The sequence below is a fragment of the Pseudomonas sp. JAI115 genome, assembly GCF_014200835.1.
In the GTDB taxonomy this organism is placed as follows: Bacteria; Pseudomonadota; Gammaproteobacteria; order Pseudomonadales; family Pseudomonadaceae; genus Aquipseudomonas; species Aquipseudomonas putida_A.
Map to the genome: position 1 here is coordinate 887,702 of NZ_JACHCY010000001.1, position 17,444 is coordinate 905,145.

At 57.4% G+C, this 17,444-nt stretch carries 22 protein-coding genes and 1 tRNA gene; 4 read left to right on the plus strand and 19 right to left on the minus strand.

Features of this window, described 5'->3' with window-relative positions; all coding sequences use genetic code 11:
• Positions 1 to 140 precede the first annotated feature (140 nt).
• A complete protein-coding gene (locus HDC30_RS03950) occupies positions 141 to 401 on the plus strand; it encodes a hypothetical protein (RefSeq protein WP_027611570.1) in 261 nt (86 codons plus the stop codon).
• Positions 402 to 432: 31 nt separating this feature from the next.
• Here the strand turns inward: HDC30_RS03950 and HDC30_RS03955 are convergent, their stop codons facing one another.
• The 11 genes from HDC30_RS03955 to thrS form a co-directional block, all read right to left on the minus strand.
• Positions 433 to 855, minus strand: a complete 423-nt coding sequence (locus HDC30_RS03955; protein WP_097088693.1) for an RDD family protein — start codon at positions 853 to 855, stop codon at positions 433 to 435.
• 99 nt (positions 856 to 954) lie between these two features.
• Entirely contained in the window at positions 955 to 1,299 is a 345-nt protein-coding gene (locus tag HDC30_RS03960; protein ID WP_183780961.1) for a hypothetical protein, read from the minus strand.
• 288 nt (positions 1,300 to 1,587) lie between these two features.
• A tRNA-Pro gene (locus tag HDC30_RS03965) sits at positions 1,588 to 1,664 on the minus strand.
• Positions 1,665 to 1,752: 88 nt separating this feature from the next.
• The gene (locus HDC30_RS03970) at positions 1,753 to 2,109 is read right to left on the minus strand and encodes a MerR family transcriptional regulator (RefSeq protein ID WP_003179985.1); all 357 of its coding nucleotides are present in this window, start codon (positions 2,107 to 2,109) and stop codon (positions 1,753 to 1,755) included.
• Entirely contained in the window at positions 2,090 to 2,392 is a 303-nt protein-coding gene (ihfA, locus tag HDC30_RS03975; RefSeq protein WP_002553164.1) for an integration host factor subunit alpha, read from the minus strand. Before ihfA ends, HDC30_RS03970 begins: the two co-directional genes overlap by 20 nt.
• Before the next feature lie 3 nt (positions 2,393 to 2,395).
• Positions 2,396 to 4,774, minus strand: coding sequence for a phenylalanine--tRNA ligase subunit beta (gene pheT / locus HDC30_RS03980; protein WP_183780964.1), 2,379 nt, complete (start codon positions 4,772 to 4,774; stop codon positions 2,396 to 2,398).
• 26 nt (positions 4,775 to 4,800) lie between these two features.
• Complete coding sequence (gene pheS / locus HDC30_RS03985; RefSeq protein WP_003226365.1) at positions 4,801 to 5,817, minus strand: phenylalanine--tRNA ligase subunit alpha; 1,017 nt, start codon at positions 5,815 to 5,817, stop codon at positions 4,801 to 4,803.
• A 109-nt stretch (positions 5,818 to 5,926) separates the two neighbouring features.
• A complete protein-coding gene (gene rplT, locus HDC30_RS03990; RefSeq protein WP_002553161.1) occupies positions 5,927 to 6,283 on the minus strand; it encodes a 50S ribosomal protein L20 in 357 nt (118 codons plus the stop codon).
• Between the two features lie 28 nt (positions 6,284 to 6,311).
• Positions 6,312 to 6,506: a 50S ribosomal protein L35 gene (gene rpmI, locus HDC30_RS03995; RefSeq protein WP_002553160.1), complete on the minus strand. Its 195-nt coding sequence runs from the start codon at positions 6,504 to 6,506 to the stop codon at positions 6,312 to 6,314.
• 60 nt (positions 6,507 to 6,566) lie between these two features.
• Positions 6,567 to 7,118: a translation initiation factor IF-3 gene (gene infC, locus HDC30_RS04000; RefSeq protein ID WP_170929410.1), complete on the minus strand. Its 552-nt coding sequence runs from the start codon at positions 7,116 to 7,118 to the stop codon at positions 6,567 to 6,569.
• Positions 7,118 to 9,040, minus strand: coding sequence for a threonine--tRNA ligase (gene thrS, locus HDC30_RS04005; RefSeq protein ID WP_007961251.1), 1,923 nt, complete (start codon positions 9,038 to 9,040; stop codon positions 7,118 to 7,120). The genes infC and thrS overlap by 1 nt, the downstream gene beginning before the upstream one ends.
• A gap of 381 nt (positions 9,041 to 9,421) precedes the next feature.
• Here thrS and HDC30_RS04010 point away from each other — a divergent pair, with 381 nt between their 5' ends.
• Both HDC30_RS04010 and HDC30_RS04015 read left to right on the plus strand, forming a co-directional pair.
• A complete protein-coding gene (locus HDC30_RS04010; protein ID WP_003226370.1) occupies positions 9,422 to 9,721 on the plus strand; it encodes a hypothetical protein in 300 nt (99 codons plus the stop codon).
• A 292-nt stretch (positions 9,722 to 10,013) separates the two neighbouring features.
• Positions 10,014 to 10,226 (plus strand): cold-shock protein, encoded by a 213-nt coding sequence (locus HDC30_RS04015; protein ID WP_003179963.1) that lies wholly within the window; start codon positions 10,014 to 10,016, stop codon positions 10,224 to 10,226.
• 72 nt (positions 10,227 to 10,298) lie between these two features.
• On the opposite strand, the gene HDC30_RS04020 is transcribed toward HDC30_RS04015, so the two are convergent.
• Both HDC30_RS04020 and HDC30_RS04025 read right to left on the minus strand, forming a co-directional pair.
• Positions 10,299 to 10,616 carry an I78 family peptidase inhibitor gene (locus tag HDC30_RS04020; protein WP_007961248.1) on the minus strand — a complete coding sequence of 106 codons (318 nt, stop codon included), beginning with the start codon at positions 10,614 to 10,616 and terminating at the stop codon, positions 10,299 to 10,301.
• Between the two features lie 168 nt (positions 10,617 to 10,784).
• The gene (locus tag HDC30_RS04025) at positions 10,785 to 11,090 is read right to left on the minus strand and encodes a hypothetical protein (protein ID WP_183780967.1); all 306 of its coding nucleotides are present in this window, start codon (positions 11,088 to 11,090) and stop codon (positions 10,785 to 10,787) included.
• Positions 11,091 to 11,222: 132 nt separating this feature from the next.
• Here HDC30_RS04025 and HDC30_RS04030 point away from each other — a divergent pair, with 132 nt between their 5' ends.
• Positions 11,223 to 11,435 carry a hypothetical protein gene (locus HDC30_RS04030; RefSeq protein ID WP_027611555.1) on the plus strand — a complete coding sequence of 71 codons (213 nt, stop codon included), beginning with the start codon at positions 11,223 to 11,225 and terminating at the stop codon, positions 11,433 to 11,435.
• 33 nt (positions 11,436 to 11,468) lie between these two features.
• On the opposite strand, the gene HDC30_RS04035 is transcribed toward HDC30_RS04030, so the two are convergent.
• The 6 genes from HDC30_RS04035 to HDC30_RS04060 are packed head-to-tail and all read right to left on the minus strand — an operon-like array spanning position 11,469 to position 17,435.
• On the minus strand, positions 11,469 to 12,497 hold the full coding sequence (locus HDC30_RS04035) for a nucleoside hydrolase (RefSeq protein WP_003226378.1): 1,029 nt from the start codon (positions 12,495 to 12,497) through the stop codon (positions 11,469 to 11,471).
• Between the two features lie 44 nt (positions 12,498 to 12,541).
• On the minus strand, positions 12,542 to 12,946 hold the full coding sequence (rbsD, locus tag HDC30_RS04040) for a D-ribose pyranase (RefSeq protein ID WP_027611553.1): 405 nt from the start codon (positions 12,944 to 12,946) through the stop codon (positions 12,542 to 12,544).
• A complete protein-coding gene (gene rbsK / locus HDC30_RS04045; protein WP_096796175.1) occupies positions 12,943 to 13,860 on the minus strand; it encodes a ribokinase in 918 nt (305 codons plus the stop codon). Before rbsK ends, rbsD begins: the two co-directional genes overlap by 4 nt.
• A gap of 24 nt (positions 13,861 to 13,884) precedes the next feature.
• Positions 13,885 to 14,904, minus strand: coding sequence for a LacI family DNA-binding transcriptional regulator (locus HDC30_RS04050; protein WP_115989378.1), 1,020 nt, complete (start codon positions 14,902 to 14,904; stop codon positions 13,885 to 13,887).
• A gap of 3 nt (positions 14,905 to 14,907) precedes the next feature.
• Positions 14,908 to 15,885 (minus strand): ABC transporter permease, encoded by a 978-nt coding sequence (locus HDC30_RS04055; RefSeq protein WP_183780970.1) that lies wholly within the window; start codon positions 15,883 to 15,885, stop codon positions 14,908 to 14,910.
• Positions 15,882 to 17,435: a sugar ABC transporter ATP-binding protein gene (locus tag HDC30_RS04060; protein ID WP_183780973.1), complete on the minus strand. Its 1,554-nt coding sequence runs from the start codon at positions 17,433 to 17,435 to the stop codon at positions 15,882 to 15,884. The genes HDC30_RS04055 and HDC30_RS04060 overlap by 4 nt, the downstream gene beginning before the upstream one ends.
• Positions 17,436 to 17,444 lie beyond the last annotated feature (9 nt).

Consider the following 17,444-nt stretch of genomic DNA (forward strand, 5'->3'; position numbering starts at 1 on the left):
TTTGTGGTCGGCTTGGTAGAAATCTTTCTGCTTTCACATTGGGCCGGGTATCTGTGACCTTACCGCTCGTCCAACGGCCAGCACCTTAAGCCTGTTCATGCCTCCAAAGAGTTACCCCCATCGCGCGGAAGACTCAGATCATGAACAAGTCGATTGCAACCCTGACGCTTGCAAGCCTGCTGTTGACTGGCTCGCTCTTCACGCAGACCAGTTCGGCAGCAACACCGACAGCCTCCTCCGGCACAAATCAGGCGCAAAGCTCAGAGTCCAACGAGGAAAAAGCCAATAAAAAAGGCGAAGAAGCGTCAGGCTCAAACTCCGGCGCCGAACCGCAAGAAACGCAGAAGGACGCCGCAACCTCCAGTGACTCGGAGGATATTCAGCAAGATTCGAAACCTTAACACTTGGGCGACTGCCGTCGCCCCACTTGACTCACCTGACACGAATCACAATTGTTGACGCAAGCATGTCGCCCAGGCGTTTGCGCGAGCCAAAGAAGATGAAAATCCAGTCGAGGATGTTCAGAAACGGCGTTGTGATATTGCGTATGAACGATTGATACAGATTGCAGTTCAAGTAGCTACGCTCATCAATCACCGACATCCCCAGCAGCTTTTTACCCAGGCTTTGCCCGTTGGGCATTGCGTCGGAAAACAGGTAATACGCCACACCCGTACCAAGAGCCAGGACAGCCACCACATTTGGCGGCAAACCAATAAACTCCGCCAGCCGTCCTACGAAGAGGATCAAAAAGTAGGTGATCAACGTATCGATGATCTGCCCACCCCAGCGACGGCCCAGCCCGGCAAGATTTTTCGGCTTTTGATATTCACTGCTGGTATTGCTGATGTCCATGCGCCTTCGCTCGATCGGAATTTAGATGACTGAGTATCGGCACCCGATCGCCAATATTTAGTGGCGCTTCAGAGGCGAGCGCACTGACAGTACGGTCTATCAAACCCCGCAATACTGCTGCACATGGCTCGGCTCGCTGAAGGTAAAGAAGTAGAAGGAAATTTTTTCGTCCTCTACGTCTCTTAATTCATATCTGATTCTGTCGAGCCCACGATCGATTCGGGTAACGACGAGCTCCATGAATTGAGTCAATCCGCCGCCAAATCCACTTAGATCAAGCGCACTGACATCCTGAAAATTTATAGTGATAGCGCTTTCTGCTGCGTCATCGAGCGACGACATCGTCAAGGCCAGGTTGTACTTGAAGTCTTGAATTTCGATATTCAGCGAAACGACCGCATTGTGCTGAATCAAAAGCGAGTTCAAGCGAGATAACTTATCCATTTTCTTATGAACCAATGACGGAAAAGATGTGGCCTGCAACATTCGTGTATTTGAGCGAGCATCTTCAGCCCTGGCAGGCAGAGTATCAACCCGACATCAAATGGCTGCGCAGCCGGACTCCCTTGTCTATCAAGTGATCCAAACTTTTCATCCAGCGACCTTTTTTGCGTGGGTTTTGCGCAGGCACAAAAAAGCCGATCTAGATGATCGGCTTAGATGAATCCCGAAAAACTCCCTACGCATGAAAAAGCCCAACTGGCTAGAGCTGGGCTAAGTCATTGAAATATATGGTCGGGACGGAGTGATTCGAACACTCGACCCCTAGCACCCCATGCTAGTGCGCTACCGGACTGCGCTACGCCCCGACTAGTTTGAAACCCGCCCCTCGTCTCGAAGAGCGCTCAAGAATATATCGCAAGCTTTTGAAAACTGGAAGTATTCAAACGCAGCTTTTTATTTCTTGAGCACCACCAGTACATCTTCAAGCTCAGCGATCATCTGGCGGATCATTTGCTTGTACTGGGTGGTGTCGTCTTTGGCTTCATCACCGGACAGACGCAAGCGTGCGCCGCCGATGGTGAATCCCTGATCGTAAAGGAGCGCGCGGATCTGCCGGATCATCAGCACATCCTGGCGCTGATAATACCGGCGGTTTCCGCGGCGTTTGACGGGGTTGAGTTGAGGAAACTCCTGCTCCCAGTAGCGCAGCACGTGTGGTTTTACCGCACACAGCTCGCTGACTTCACCAATGGTGAAGTAGCGTTTGCCCGGGATGACGGGTAGTTCGTCGTTATGACTTGGTTCCAGCATAAGCCTCAACTCGGGCCTTCAACTTCTGCCCTGGACGAAAGGTGACCACACGGCGAGCCGTGATCGGGATTTCTTCCCCCGTTTTCGGGTTGCGGCCAGGCCGCTGGCGTTTGTCCCGAAGGTCGAAATTGCCGAAACCGGACAATTTGACCTGCTCGTTGTCTTCAAGAGCGTGCCTGATTTCCTCGAAAAACAGTTCAACCAATTCCTTGGCTTCCCGCTTGTTCAGGCCCAGCTCTTCATACAGACGTTCCGCCATCTCAGCTTTCGTCAAAGCCCCCATACGTCACTTCCTTAACGTGGCGTTCAACCTTTGTTCGAGCGAGGTGAGGATATTTTGCGTCGTCGAATTCACCTCATCGTCATTAAGAGTGCGCGATGGATGCTGCCAGGTCAAGCCAACTGCAAGGCTTTTTCTATCAGGATCAATGCCTTTACCCTGATACACGTCAAACAGCCTGAGATCCGTGAGCCATTCGCCTGCATTTTCACGGATTACGTCCAGTACAGCCGAGGCCGCGACGTCTTTGTGCGCGATCAGTGCAAGGTCACGACGCACTTCAGGAAAACGCGACAACTCATGGAATTGCGGCATTTTTCCGGAAGCGACTTCAGCCAGAACCAGCTCGAAGACGAAGACCGGACGATCCAGGCCCAGGGCTTTGGACAGCTCGGGGTGAATCGCACCGATAAAGCCGACTTCACGCCCGTCACGTTCGATGCGCGCGGTTTGCCCCGGGTGCAGCGCCGGGTGTTTACCCGGAGTGAAAGTGAAGGTATCCAGTGCACCGGCAAAGCCCAACACCGCTTCAACATCAGCCTTCACGTCGAAGAAATCGACGGTGTCGCGACCCTGCGCCCAACCTTCCGGCAGACGGCTGCCGCAAACAACACCCGACAGCATCGGTTCTTGCTTCAGACCTTCCAGCTGACCGACGAAGCGCAGACCGCTTTCGAACAGACGCACGCGATCCTGCTGGCGGTTCAGGTTGTGCTGCAACGCCTTGACCAGGCCCGGCCACAGCGAGGAACGCATGGCAGCCATATCATTGGAAATCGGGTTGGCCAGCAACAGCGGCTCAACGCCCGGGTTGAACAGTTCGAACTGTTTCGGATCGATGAAGCTGTAAGTGATCGCTTCTTGATAACCACGGGCTACCAGCAGACGACGCAGCTCAGGCAATTCGCTGCGTGCTTCAGCCTTCGCTTGCGGCGCCAGACGCGCTTGCGGGTAACGAACCGGCAGACGGTTATAGCCGTACAGACGCGCCAGCTCTTCGATCAGATCGACTTCCAGACTGATGTCGAAGCGGTGACTTGGCACTTCTACGCGCCACTGCCCTGCGCCGTCAGCGGAAATCTTCAGACCCAAGGCGCTGAGCAGACGCTCGACCTGCGCCGAATCCATTTCCATCCCCAGCATCTGGGTGATGCGCTGCGCACGCAGGGTGATCGGCGCGATCGACGGCAGGTGCTGTTCAATGACGGTCTCGATGATCGGGCCGGCTTCACCACCGGTAATTTCCAGCAGCAGGCCAGTGGCGCGCTCCATGGCTTCACGGGCCAGTTGCCAGTCCACGCCACGCTCGTAACGGTGCGAGGCGTCGGTGTGCAGGCCGTAGGAACGAGCCTTGCCCGCCACAGCGATCTGATCGAAGAACGCACTTTCCAGGAAAACGTCGCGAGTGGTTGCGGACACACCGCTGTGCTCGCCACCCATTACGCCGGCAATCGCCAGAGCGCGGGTGTGGTCGGCAATCACCAGGGTATCGCTACGCAGGCTGACTTCCTGACCGTCGAGCAAAACCAGCTTCTCACCCTCTTCCGCCATACGCACGCGGATGCCGCCATTGATTTCGGCGAGATCGAAAGCGTGCAGTGGCTGACCCAGCTCAAGCATCACGTAGTTGGTGATGTCGACGGCAGCGTCGATGCTGCGCACATCGGCGCGGCGCAGACGTTCAACCATCCACAGCGGGGTTGGTTTGGACAGATCAACGTTACGGATGACACGACCCAGGTAACGCGGGCAGGCGGCAGGCGCCAGCACTTCTACCGGACGCACTTCGTCGTGCACAGCCGGAATGGTCATGACCACCGGGCGAGTGACCGGCGTGTCGTACAGCGCACCCACTTCACGGGCCAGACCGGCCAGCGACAGGCAGTCGCCACGGTTCGGGGTCAGGTCGACCTCGATGCTGGCATCTTCCAGATCCAGGTACACACGGAAATCTTCGCCCACCGGCGCATCGGCCGGCAGTTCCATCAGACCGTCGTTGCCTTCACCGACCTGCAGCTCGGCTTGCGAGCACAGCATGCCGTTGGACTCGACGCCACGCAGCTTGGCCTTCTTGATCTTGAAGTCGCCCGGCAGTTCGGCACCGATAATGGCGAACGGAATCTTCAGGCCCGGACGCACGTTTGGCGCACCGCACACGACCTGGAAGGTTTCCGCGCCATTGCTGACCTGGCACACACGCAACTTGTCGGCATCAGGGTGTTGCTCGGTGCTCAGCACCTCGCCGACGACCACGCCGCTGAATACACCGGCGGCCGGGGTCACGCTATCGACCTCCAGACCCGCCATCGACAGACGAGCAACCAGCTCGTCGCGACTTACCTGCGGGCTAACCCAACCACGCAGCCATTGTTCACTGAATTTCATCCTGCTCTCCTAAGAATTCGTTACGACTAGCGAAATTGCGCGAGGAACCGCAAGTCGTTGTCGAAGAACAGACGCAAGTCGTTCACGCCGTAACGGAGCATTGCCAGACGCTCGACACCCATGCCGAAGGCAAAACCGGAGAACTCTTCCGGATCGATGCCGGACATGCGCAGCACGTTCGGGTGCACCATGCCGCAACCCATGACTTCCAGCCAGCCGGTCTGCTTGCAGACGCGGCAGCCTTTACCGCTGCACATCACGCATTCCATGTCGACTTCAGCGGATGGCTCGGTGAACGGGAAGTACGAAGGACGGAAACGGACGGCCAGCTCTTTTTCGAAGAACACCCGCAGGAATTCTTCGATGGTGCCTTTGAGGTCGGCGAAATTGATGTCGCGATCGACCAGCAGGCCTTCGACCTGGTGGAACATCGGCGAGTGGGTGATATCGGAGTCGCTGCGATACACACGGCCTGGGCAGACGATGCGGATCGGCGGCTGCTTGGACTCCATGGTGCGGACCTGTACCGGCGAGGTATGGGTGCGCAGCAACATGTTCGCATTGAAATAGAAGGTGTCATGCATCGACCGGGCCGGGTGATGGCCTGGGATGTTGAGCGCTTCGAAGTTGTGATAGTCGTCTTCGACCTCAGGGCCTTCGGCGATGCCGTAGCCGATGCGGGTGAAGAACTGCTCGACTCGTTCCAGAGTCCGGGTCACAGGATGCAGACCACCGGAGGTCTGGCCACGGCCCGGCAACGTCACGTCAATGGATTCGGCAGACAGTTTGGCAGCCAGTTCGGCTTCTTCAAACAGAGCCATGCGCGCATTGAGAACGCCTGTAACACGCTCCTTGGCAACGTTGATCAGGGCGCCGACTTGCGGACGCTCTTCTGCCGGCAAATTCCCCAGGGTCTTCATCACCTGAGTCAATTCACCCTTTTTGCCAAGGTATTGAACCCGGATTTGCTCCAGGGCATTGATATCTTCAGCGCTTTGCACAGCCTCTAGTGCTTGAGAGACCAGCGCATCCAGGTTTTCCATGTACAGACTCCAGATACAAAATAGGGGAAGAGCTTGAAGGCTCTTCCCCTATTTATGACGTTTAACACCTGGCCCCACAGAGGTGAGGCCGGGTGACTGTCGGGGGTACTTAAGCCAAGGTGGCTTTAGCTTTCTCGACAATCGCAGCAAACGCCGCTTTTTCGTTCACTGCCAGATCAGCCAGAACCTTACGGTCGATCTCGATGGACGCTTTTTTCAGGCCAGCGATGAAACGGCTGTAGGACAGACCGTTAACACGAGCACCAGCGTTGATACGAGCGATCCACAGAGCGCGGAACTGACGTTTTTTCTGACGACGGTCACGGTAGGCGTATTGGCCTGCCTTGATTACCGCTTGCTTGGCAACACGGAATACGCGGGAGCGTGCGCCGTAGTAGCCTTTAGCAAGTTTCAGAATTTTTTTGTGACGCTTACGGGCAATGACGCCACGCTTTACACGAGCCATGAGTTACTTCCTCTATTCTTGACTAAAATTAACGAAGGCGCAGCATGCGCTCGACTTTTGCCACGTCAGACGGATGCAGCAAGCTGCTACCGCGCAGTTGACGCTTACGCTTGGTCGACATTTTGGTCAGGATGTGGCTCTTGAAAGCGTGCTTGTGCTTGATACCGTTAGCAGTTTTCAGAAACCGCTTAGCAGCACCACTTTTGGTTTTCATTTTTGGCATGTTCGGATACTCCGCATTCAGTTGATAAACATAATCAGAAGGCCTGCCGTGCCCTGTTGATTACTTCTTCTTTTTCGGGGCGATGACCATGATCAGCTGGCGTCCTTCCATCTTAGGATGCTGTTCGACCGAACCGTACTCGAGCAGGTCAGCTTCAACCCGCTTGAGGAGTTCCATCCCCAGCTCCTGGTGGGCCATCTCACGGCCGCGGAATCGCAAGGATACCTTGGCCCTGTCCCCGTCACTCAGGAAACGTACCAGGTTGCGCAGTTTTACCTGGTAATCCCCTTCCTCCGTCCCTGGACGAAACTTGATTTCTTTTACCTGAATCTGCTTCTGGTTTTTCTTCGCTGCTGCAATCTGCTTCTTCTTCTCGAAGATCGATTTGCCGTAGTCCATCACCCGGCAAACCGGTGGGACTGCGTCAGCAGAGATTTCTACCAGATCAAGCTTTGCTTCTTCAGCAATACGAAGCGCTTCATCAATCGAGACGATGCCAATCTGCTCGCCATCAGCGCCAATTAACCGAACCTCGCGTGCCGAGATATTCTCGTTGATCGGGGCTTTCGGTGCAGCTCGTTTATCTTGTCTCATTTCACGCTTAATAATAATTACTCCGAATCTGGGCGACCACGCCGGGAAACCGCTTGCGCGAGAAACTCAGCGAACTGGGCGACGGGCATCGAGCCCAGGTCAGCACCTTCACGAGTACGCACAGCGACAGTCTGCATCTCGACTTCCTTATCTCCGATAACCAAAAGATAGGGAACCTTGAGCAAAGTATGCTCGCGGATTTTAAAGCCGATCTTTTCATTTCTCAAGTCGGACTTGGCACGAAATCCGCTTTCGTTGAGAGTTTTTTCAACCTGAGCGACGAAATCTGCCTGTTTATCAGTGATATTCATGATCACTGCCTGGGTTGGCGCCAGCCACGCAGGGAATGCACCTTCGTAATGCTCGATCAGAATCCCGACGAAACGCTCGAACGAACCGAGGATCGCCCGGTGCAGCATCACTGGGTGTTTGCGGCTGTTGTCTTCGGAGACGTATTCGGCGCCCAGACGGACAGGCAGGTTGAAATCGAGCTGCAAGGTACCACACTGCCAGACGCGACCGAGGCAATCTTTCAGCGAGAACTCGATTTTCGGACCGTAGAACGCACCTTCACCCGGCTGCAGATCATACGGCAGACCCGCAGAATCAAGGGCTGCAGCCAGTGCCGCTTCGGCGCGATCCCACAGCTCGTCGGAACCTACGCGTTTTTCCGGACGAGTGGACAGTTTCATCTCGACGTCGGTGAAGCCGAAATCGCGGTAAACGTCCATGGTCAGCTTGATGAACGCCGCGGATTCGGCCTGCATCTGCTCTTCGGTGCAGAAAATGTGGGCGTCGTCCTGAGTGAACGCGCGCACACGCATGATGCCGTGCAACGCACCCGACGGCTCGTTACGGTGGCACGCACCGAACTCAGCCAGACGCATCGGCAGCTCGCGGTAGCTCTTCAGGCCCTGATTGAACACCTGCACGTGGCATGGGCAGTTCATCGGCTTGATGGCGTAGTCGCGGCTTTCCGACTCGGTGGTGAACATGTTGTCGGCGTAGTTGGCCCAGTGCCCGGATTTCTCCCAGAGGCTGCGGTCAACCACTTGCGGGGTTTTGATCTCAAGGTAGCCGTTGTCACGCTGCACTTTGCGCATGTACTGCTCGAGCACTTGATACAGAGTCCAGCCGTTCGGGTGCCAGAACACCATGCCCGGCGCTTCTTCCTGGGTGTGGAACAGGCCCAGGCGCTTGCCGATCTTGCGGTGATCGCGCTTTTCCGCTTCTTCGATGCGCTGGATGTAAGCCGCCAGCTGCTTCTTGTCAGCCCAGGCTGTGCCGTAAACGCGCTGCAATTGCTCGTTCTTGGCATCGCCGCGCCAGTAGGCGCCGGACAACTTGGTCAGCTTGAAGGATTTCAGAAAACGCGTGTTCGGCACGTGCGGGCCGCGGCACATGTCGACGTATTCTTCGTGGTAGTACAGGCCCATGGCCTGTTCGTTCGGCATGTCTTCGACCAGACGCAGCTTGTAGTCTTCGCCGCGGGCCTTGAACACTTCAATCACTTCGGCGCGCGGAGTGACTTTCTTGATGACGTCGTAATCTTTGTCGATCAGCTGATGCATGCGCTGTTCGATGGCGGCCATGTCGTCCGGCGTAAAAGGACGCTCGAAGGCGATGTCGTAATAGAAGCCTTCGTCGATAACCGGGCCGATGACCATTTTCGCAGTCGGGTACAGCTGCTTGACCGCGTGGCCAACCAGGTGCGCACAAGAGTGGCGAATGATCTCCAGCCCCTCTTCATCCTTTGGCGTGATGATTTGCAGCGTCGCGTCGCTGTCGATGATGTCGCAGGCGTCGACCAGCTTGCCGTTGACCTTGCCGGCCACGGTGGCCTTGGCCAGACCGGCACCAATGGATGCGGCGACCTCGGCTACGGAAACCGGGTGATCGAATGAACGTTGACTGCCGTCGGGAAGAGTAATAGTTGGCATGGCGCCTCCTCTCCTAGTGGTGACCCCTACCAAAGGTCACGTGGGTTGGGATGAGCCAGTACAAGATCCGATCCAGGCCATTCAATGACGAACGCCTGCCTTACAGCGGCAGGAGCCTTGCGGCCAACCGGAAAACCGAACCAGAGTGACTGGGATTCAAATCAGAATTTTCGCACGCTGACCGCTGCCGGGGCTGAAGGCCATCCGGAGCCTGAGAACGCTTGAGCCCGGCATGCTAGCACAGATGAGCGGTCATCGACGTCATCGAATTGAGGTGTTGCTGATTTGCGCATTTTTGCGGCGCGAAGTGAACTTGGGATATACGCTTTGCCTCAAATAGGCTGAGAATCGTCGCCGATATCAACCCAAGGAGTTTCCGACATGCGCCTCATCCGACTTTTTGCTTTCGCGGCCCCGCTGGCCCTGCTGCTGCCGCTGAGCGCCAACGCGGCCTGGCCTGCCGGCGTCAAAGCCCAATACATGAACGACTGCACCGCCGCAGCCAGCAAGAGCGTCAATCCGGCCGAAGCCAATAAACATTGCGCTTGCGGTGCCGACGTTCTGGAAAAGAAATTCACCACGCAAGAGATCGCGCAACTGATGGACAAGAACACCCCGCCAAGTGGTGAACTGGGTCAGCGCGCACTGAAAGAAATCTCGGTTTGCCGTGTGCAGAAATAAGCGCTGACGAATGTTTTTTCGGGCGTCCAGCAGGCTGAAAACCGCCAAAAAGACCCCGAAATCGATAATTTACGCAGGTTTTATAGCTTTTTTTACACCCTCTTCACTCGGCTGAAAGCCACTGAAACCGGGGCTTGCAGACATTTCAGAGGTTGAAATCGATGCAATATGAAAGCAAACAGCACGTCCGGGGGGCTACCAAAGCGAACATTTCGACTATGATACTCCGGTGTGCCCAGTTGGCCTGAGCAGCACAGTACTACTGAAAATATATGTTTCTTGGAGATACACCATGTCTAATCGCCAAACCGGCACCGTTAAATGGTTCAACGATGAAAAAGGCTTCGGCTTCATCACTCCTCAAGGTGGCGGTGACGACCTGTTCGTACACTTCAAAGCTATCGAATCCGACGGTTTCAAAAGCCTGAAAGAAGGCCAGACCGTCTCTTTCGTGGCTGAGAAAGGCCAAAAGGGTATGCAAGCTGCACAAGTTCGCCCAGAGTAATTTCCTGGCGCACTAAAAAAACCCCGTCCATGTGACGGGGTTTTTTATGCCTGCAACTAAAGCGGTCTGCGATCAGCCGCAGTTGACGCGAGTGACCACCAGGTTGTTGTCGGTGTTCAGATTCAAGCGATCGGAACGGTACTCCAGAGTGATCATGTCAGTTGGCTTGAGGAAGCGGGCGTTTTGCGCGCCAGCCTTGGCACGAGCCTGATCGAGCAGTTCCGGCGAAGCCTTTTTACCGATGGCAAACTCCGCTGCCTTTGCTTCACAGCGGCTATGACCAGCATCGGTCGCCACAGGATCCTTTGCCGACTCGCTGGAGGTTGTGCTGCAACCGGCCAACATGGCAACGGCCATTAGTGCACCCAGAGACGCGAACTTCAAAGGCATGAAGCCTCCTTTTTTCAAATGGTTAAGCTGAGATCGTGCGATCGCCAATCCGGCGTTTGGTTTCACAACAAGTGCTGCCACCCTGCCCCACGATCCGGAAAAACGCCGAGTCTGCCTGAAGTGCGCGCACCGCATCCTCACGCAATCGTCACCGAATATTAACGCAGCTCAATAGATGTCGATGTAATCGAGCGGTGGATTCGGCCAGTTGTCTTTCAGCGCGTTGAAAATCTGCATCACCCAGACTTCATCGCTGGCCGCGACGTTGCCGACATACCCAGAACCCTTGGCCCAAGTCTCCAGGCGAAACAGCAGGCCATCAATATCCTGCCCGCCGGTCACACCAGAAGAAATATAGGCAATCCCACCCTTGGTCACGCGCAGTTGCGTGTGCTCATCATCGCTGGCCGACGCCAGCAACTGGCGCACCGCGTCGAGTGTCAGGCCATCGGCGGTGTTCAAATCGATCTGCACATCACATTCCTTGGATCAGCCGGAAAAGACCAAGTGTCGCATAGCGCCGCGCTCATGCCTAAGTCGCAGTGCCAAACGCCCGCCAAAATGGTTAACTCGGACGCAGACATTCCTGACTTTTCGAGCACATCCATGAGCACTGTAAGCATCACCGCCGACATCAAGGTTCTTTGGCCTAAAGGGCACAGTTCGTATAGCCCGGGCAGTTCGGAGGAGCTGGCGTTGATCAGCATTGATCTGCTGGTCAAGACCATGGGCACCCAAGGTGCGCAGACGTTTATCGCCCAGGTTTTCGAACGCTATCAACACGAGAACAAGGGCGCGCAGGACGCTGAGAGGGAGTAGCGACCCGCAGGCTGGCACCTGCGGGTTCATGCCTTACTTCAAGCGCTTCAGACGCTCGGTCAGCAGATCGAAAAAGCCCTGCGCATCGCCGTTCTCGACCCAGAATGCATTCTTCGGTTGTTTCAGGCCGTCGTACCAGTCAACGACAGTCTGGCCGAAGGTGATCCCTTCACGGCTGTCGATGGCCACGTTCACCGAACGACCGGTGAACAGCTCAGGCTTGAGCAGGTAAGCGATGACGGTAGCGTCGTGCACCGGGCCGCCCGGGATGCCGTAGTGCTCCATGTCACCCTTGATGTACTCGTTGAGAATGTCGCCAACAATCTTGCTTGCGTTGTTGTTCAGTGCAGCGATCTGTTTCAGGCGTGCGTCGCTGGTGAGGATCTTGTGGGTCACGTCCAGCGGCAGGTAGGTCAGTTTCACGCCGCTCTTGAGTACCACTTCCGCCGCTTGCGGGTCGGCGAACAGGTTGAATTCAGCCACCGGGGTGATGTTGCCGCCATTGAAGTGCGCACCGCCCATGATCACCACTTCCTTGATGCCATTGACGATCTCCGGCTCCTGGATCAGCGCCAGCGCCAGATTGGTTTGCGGGCCAAGCATGGCGATGGTGATGCTGTGCGGCTTGGCTTTTTTCAGGGTGTCGATGAGGTAGTTGACCGCATTGCCTTCGGCCAGGCCTTTTTTCGGCTCATGCACGGTGACACCCGACAGGCCTTCCTTGCCATGGATGTTCTCGGCGTAGATCGGCGTACGCATCAGCGGTTTCGGCGCACCGGCATACACCGGAACGTCTTCGCGTCCTGCCCACTCGCGAGCCAGGCGCGCGTTGCGCGATGTCTTGTCGAGGCGCACGTTGCCGGCCACGGTAGTCAGTGCACGAATGTTCAGTTCGTCCGGCGAAGCCAGGGCGAACAGCAAAGCGACCACGTCGTCGGCACCCGGGTCGGTGTCGATGATCAGGTCGATCTTTTCAGCAGCCTGAGCGCCGGTGGCGGTAATAAAAGACAAAAGCAGCAGACTCCGAAGCAATTGGTGGAGTTTTTGAGCATAGCGGTGCATGGCGCATTCCTTGTGCTGATGAAAATGAAAGGGTCGGAACCCGATTAGAACGTTACCCCGGCCACCAGCACGATGTTGCAGTACGGCTGGCATTCGCCTGTACGAACAATCGCCCGTGCCTGTCGGCTGAGAACCTTGAATTGCTCATGCGTCAGCAGATCGCGCCGACCGAGGGCGCCCTCTTCCTGCAACTCGTCCAGCGCGACCAGGGCGGTCGGCTGCTTGTCGAGAATTTCGTTGGCCAGCACATGGCTTTCCACCTGCATCTCGCTGAGCACGACTTTCAGGGTACTGACAAAATCCGGAACGCCGTGGGTCAGCGCCAGATCAATCAATTCAACACCCGGTGGCACCGGCAGTCCGGCGTCACCGATGACCACCATGTCACCATGGCCCAGGGAGGCGATCAGCCGCGACAACGCGACGTTGAGCAGAGGAGTCTTTTTCATGCGGGTTTGAACGCCTGTACGTCGGACATGGTTGGAATGGAAGGTTGTGCGCCGGCCCGGGTCACAGATAGCGCTGCCGCGACTTGCCCGTACCGGATCGCCTCGGCCTCGGATTTGCCACTGGCCAGCGCCGCGGCAAACCCGCCGACGAAGGTATCGCCGGCGGCGGTGGTATCGACAGCCTTCACTTTCGGCGCCGGGAAATGCTCGAAACCTTTGCCATTGGCAAACAGTGAACCTTGCGCACCGAGGGTAATGATGACCTTGCCCGCGCCCATTGCGATCAACTGGTTGGCAGCGCTTTCTGCGCTTTGCAGCGAATCGACCGGCAACCCGCTCAACGCGGATGCTTCACTTTCGTTGGGGATCAGGTAGTCGATGGCGGCAAACCAGTCTGCCGGTAGCGGACGACTGGCCGGCGCCGGATTGAGGATCACCGTCTTGCCCAACGCACGTGCACGCTTGAGCGCATGCCCTACCGTTGCATCCGGGATCTCGAGCTGGCAGATAATCACGTCGGCCGCTTGCAGCACCGCATCAAAACGGTCGATCACTGCCGGAGTCATTGCACCGTTGGCGCCAGCAACGATCACGATGGCGTTCTGACTGTTGTCATCGACCACGATCAGCGCCACGCCACTGGAATCTTCGACCGTGCTCACCGCCTGACAATCGATCTGCTCGGCCAGCAATGCCTCACGCAATTGCACGCCGTAGTCATCGTTGCCAACACAGCCGACCATTGCCACCCGCGCACCCAGGCGCGCAGCAGCGACTGCCTGATTGGCGCCCTTGCCGCCGGACACGGTGGCAAAGGAATGACCGATCAGCGTTTCACCGCCCTTGGGCAGCCGTGGCGCCCGGGTGACCAGATCCATGTTCAGGCTGCCTATTACCACTACATTTGCTGGCATACATCACTACTCGTCAATTCGGTTTCAGCGGTACTCGGTGAATACGCCGGACAGCGACGCAGTCGATTCGCGCAAGACAATACTCGGGGTCACGATCCGTTGATCGGTGACCAGACTCGGGGTAGCAATCCTTCGCAGCAACACTTCGGCAGCCATCTCGCCCAACTGCAGGATTGACTGGCCGACCGTGGTCAGCGCCGGGTACACGTAGCGACTCATCTGGATATCGTCGAAGCCGATCACCGACAGCTCGCTCGGTACGCGGACATTGCGCTCGGCCGCCGCGCGCAGCACACCAATACCGATCATGTCGTTACCGGCGAAGATCGCACTCGGCGGATTGCTTTCAAGCAGGATCGCCGCCGCGTTGTAACCGCCAGTGCTGGTGAAATCGCTTTCCAGCATGCGCTCGGCCCGCACCTTGATGCCCGCCTCCTGCAGCGCCCGACAAAAACCGGCCTGACGCATTTGCGCCACGCTGGTGCTCGACGGACCACCGATGGTGGCGATATCGCGATGGCCCAGCTCCAGCAGATGCCGCGTCGCCAGATAAGCGCCATATTCATGGTCGATACGCACCAGGTCGGCGTCGACGCCATCCAGCCCGCGGTCGACGATGACCATCGGCGTCTTCACCCCGGCCAGCCCTTGCGCGAGCCCGATGTCGCCACCGGCGGAGGCGACGATCAGGCCGTCAATACGCTTCTCCAGCAGCACGCGCAAATAGCTGCGCTGTTTTTCCGGGTTGTCGTCAGAATTGCAGAGGATCACGCAGTAGCCGTTACGCTCGCAGTAATCCTCGATGCCCCGTGCCAACTCGGCAAAATACGGGTTGAGACTGTTGGGCACCAATAAGCCAATGGTCGCAGTGGTCTTGGCTTTCAGCGAACGCGCCACCGCACTCGGCACATAGTCGAGGCTTTTGATGGCCGCCTCGACCTTCAACCGCACTTCCTGGCTGACCGGGCGCGTCTTGTTCACCACGTGAGAAACCGTGGTGTAGGAAATCCCCGCGAGCGCCGCCACATCCTTGATCGTTGCCATCTGTTAGCCCCGTCGACTGGCGCGCTGGCTGCGATAGGTATCGAGCACTACCGCGATGACAATCACCGCGCCGGTGATGATGCGTTTGGTTGGCTCGGTCGCGCCGATCTGCGCCAGACCGGCGGCCAGTACCGAAATGATCAACACACCGAAAAAGGTGCTGATCACCGAACCACGGCCACCCATCAGACTGGTGCCACCGATCACCACGGCGGCGATCACTTGCAATTCGAGACCGGAGCCGGCATTCGGGTCTGCAGCTTCCAGACGGGAAATCTGGAACAGTGCGGCAATCCCGGCCAGCAGCCCCATCAGGCTGAACACCAGAATCTTGTACGGTTTTGGATTGATCCCGGCCAGCCGCACCGCTTCCTCGTTGGTGCCGATACCGATCAGGTAACGACCAAACACGGTGCGGGTCAGCACAGCTTGCGCAATAAATATCACCAGCAAGGCAATGATGAACGACGGCGAAATGCCGAACGCGATCGGGTTCGACAGCCAGGCAAACGAATCACCGATGTAGGCGGTGCGCGAACCGGTCATCTGGTACGCCAGGCCACGGGCCATTTCCAGCACACCGAGCGAAACGATGAACGACGGAATGCGCCACGCCACGGTGACCGAACCGGTCACCGTTCCCGCCAGTGCCGCCACCGCCATACCGAGCAACGCGGCCGGCAACACGCTCCAGCCCCAGCCGAGAATCGCCACGCTGACTGTCGAAGCGGCAAGTGCCAGCACCGAACCGACCGACAGGTCGATGCCGCCGATGATCAGTACAAAGGTCATGCCCACCGCCAGCACCATCAGATCGGGAATCTGGTTGGCCAGCGTGCTGAAAGTGTCATAGGACAGAAAGTGGCTGCTCATCATCGAGAACAGCGCCACCATCGCCAACAAGGCCCCGGCCAGGCCCAGATAGGTGCCCAGACCGTAGAAATTGCCACTACGTTTGCCGGCGGAAGATGCAGTTTTCATGGGAGATCCCTAGGCGCCGCTTCATTGAGCAACGCATCACGTTTTTGGTAGCCGGCGAACGCGGCGGCAAGCAAATCATCCTGGGTCCAGCTGTCGCGCTCGAAGGTATCGATCAAACGCCCTGCCGACAGCACACCAATCCGGTCGCAGATCAGCATCAGCTCGCGCAGGTCACTGGACACCACCACCAGCGCCTTGCCCTGACGCGTCAACTCGCCCAGCAAGGCGTAGATATCGAACTTGGCACCGACATCGATGCCGCGGGTCGGCTCGTCGAACAACAGCACCGAGCAATCGCGCTCCAGCCAGCGGCCGATCACCACTTTCTGCTGGTTGCCGCCAGACAATTCCGACACCAACTGAGTTGGGCTGGAACTGCGGATGCGCATGGCGTTGATCTGACGCTGCGCCAGGGAAATTTCGTCGCTGGCATTGACGATTCCTGCCCTGGAAATCTCCGGCATGTTGCCCAGGGCGATGTTGGCGCTGATCGACTGACTGAGCAGCAAGCCTTCACCCTTTCGGTCTTCGGTGATCAAGGCAATGCCATGGTTCACCGCATCAACCGGCGAACGCACACTGACCACCTGTGCCGGCGAACCCAGCGCAATCGTGCCGCTGTCGGCCAGATCGGCGCCGAAGATCAGTCGCAGCAATTCGGTGCGCCCTGCCCCGATCAACCCGGAGATCCCGAAGATCTCGCCGGCACGCACTTCGAAGGATACATCGCGCACCTTGTCGGAGCGGTTCAGGCCCTTGACCGTCAGGGCCGGGGCGCCGATCTTGCGCGGGCCCATGTCGATGTGTCCGCCCAGTTCGCGACCGACCATCAAGGTGACCAACTGCTCACTGTTGTAGTTGGCCATCGGCTCGACGCAAACCAGATTACCGTCACGCAGCACAGCAATGCGCTGCGCGACGCGCGCCAGCTCTTCGAGGCGGTGCGAGATATAGATGATCGAGACGCCACGCGCCTGCAAACGAGTGATCTGCTCGAAGAGCATTTCCACCTCGCGGGCAGTGAGCATCGCGGTCGGCTCATCAAGGATCAGCACATGGCAATCGCCGATCAGGTTGCGTGCGATCTCGACCATCTGCTGGTGCCCGATCCCCAGCTCACCCACCAGGGTGTCCGGATCAATGGCGTCGAGACCGACCTGCGCCATGGCTTCGATCGCGGCTTTGCGCAATTGCTTGCGACTGATCCAGCCGCCGTTGCTCGGCAGGTTGTCGAGAAACAGGTTTTCCGCCACCGACAGGGTCGGCAGCAGATTGAGTTCTTGCATGACCATGCGCACGCCAAGCTCTTCGGCCTGGGTGCGACTGCCCGGACGGTAGTCCTTGCCCTGGAATTGCATCTGACCGGTGGTGGGCGTAACCAGCCCCCCAATGATCTTCGACAGCGTGCTTTTACCGGCGCCATTCTCACCGGTCAGCGCCAGCACTTCACCGCGCATCAGCGTCAAGTCGATGCCCGTGAGCACCGGTTGCGCATAGGTCTTACCGATACCGCTGACCGAGAGGACAGCGTTCGGGGCGGAAACTGACATAAAAAACTC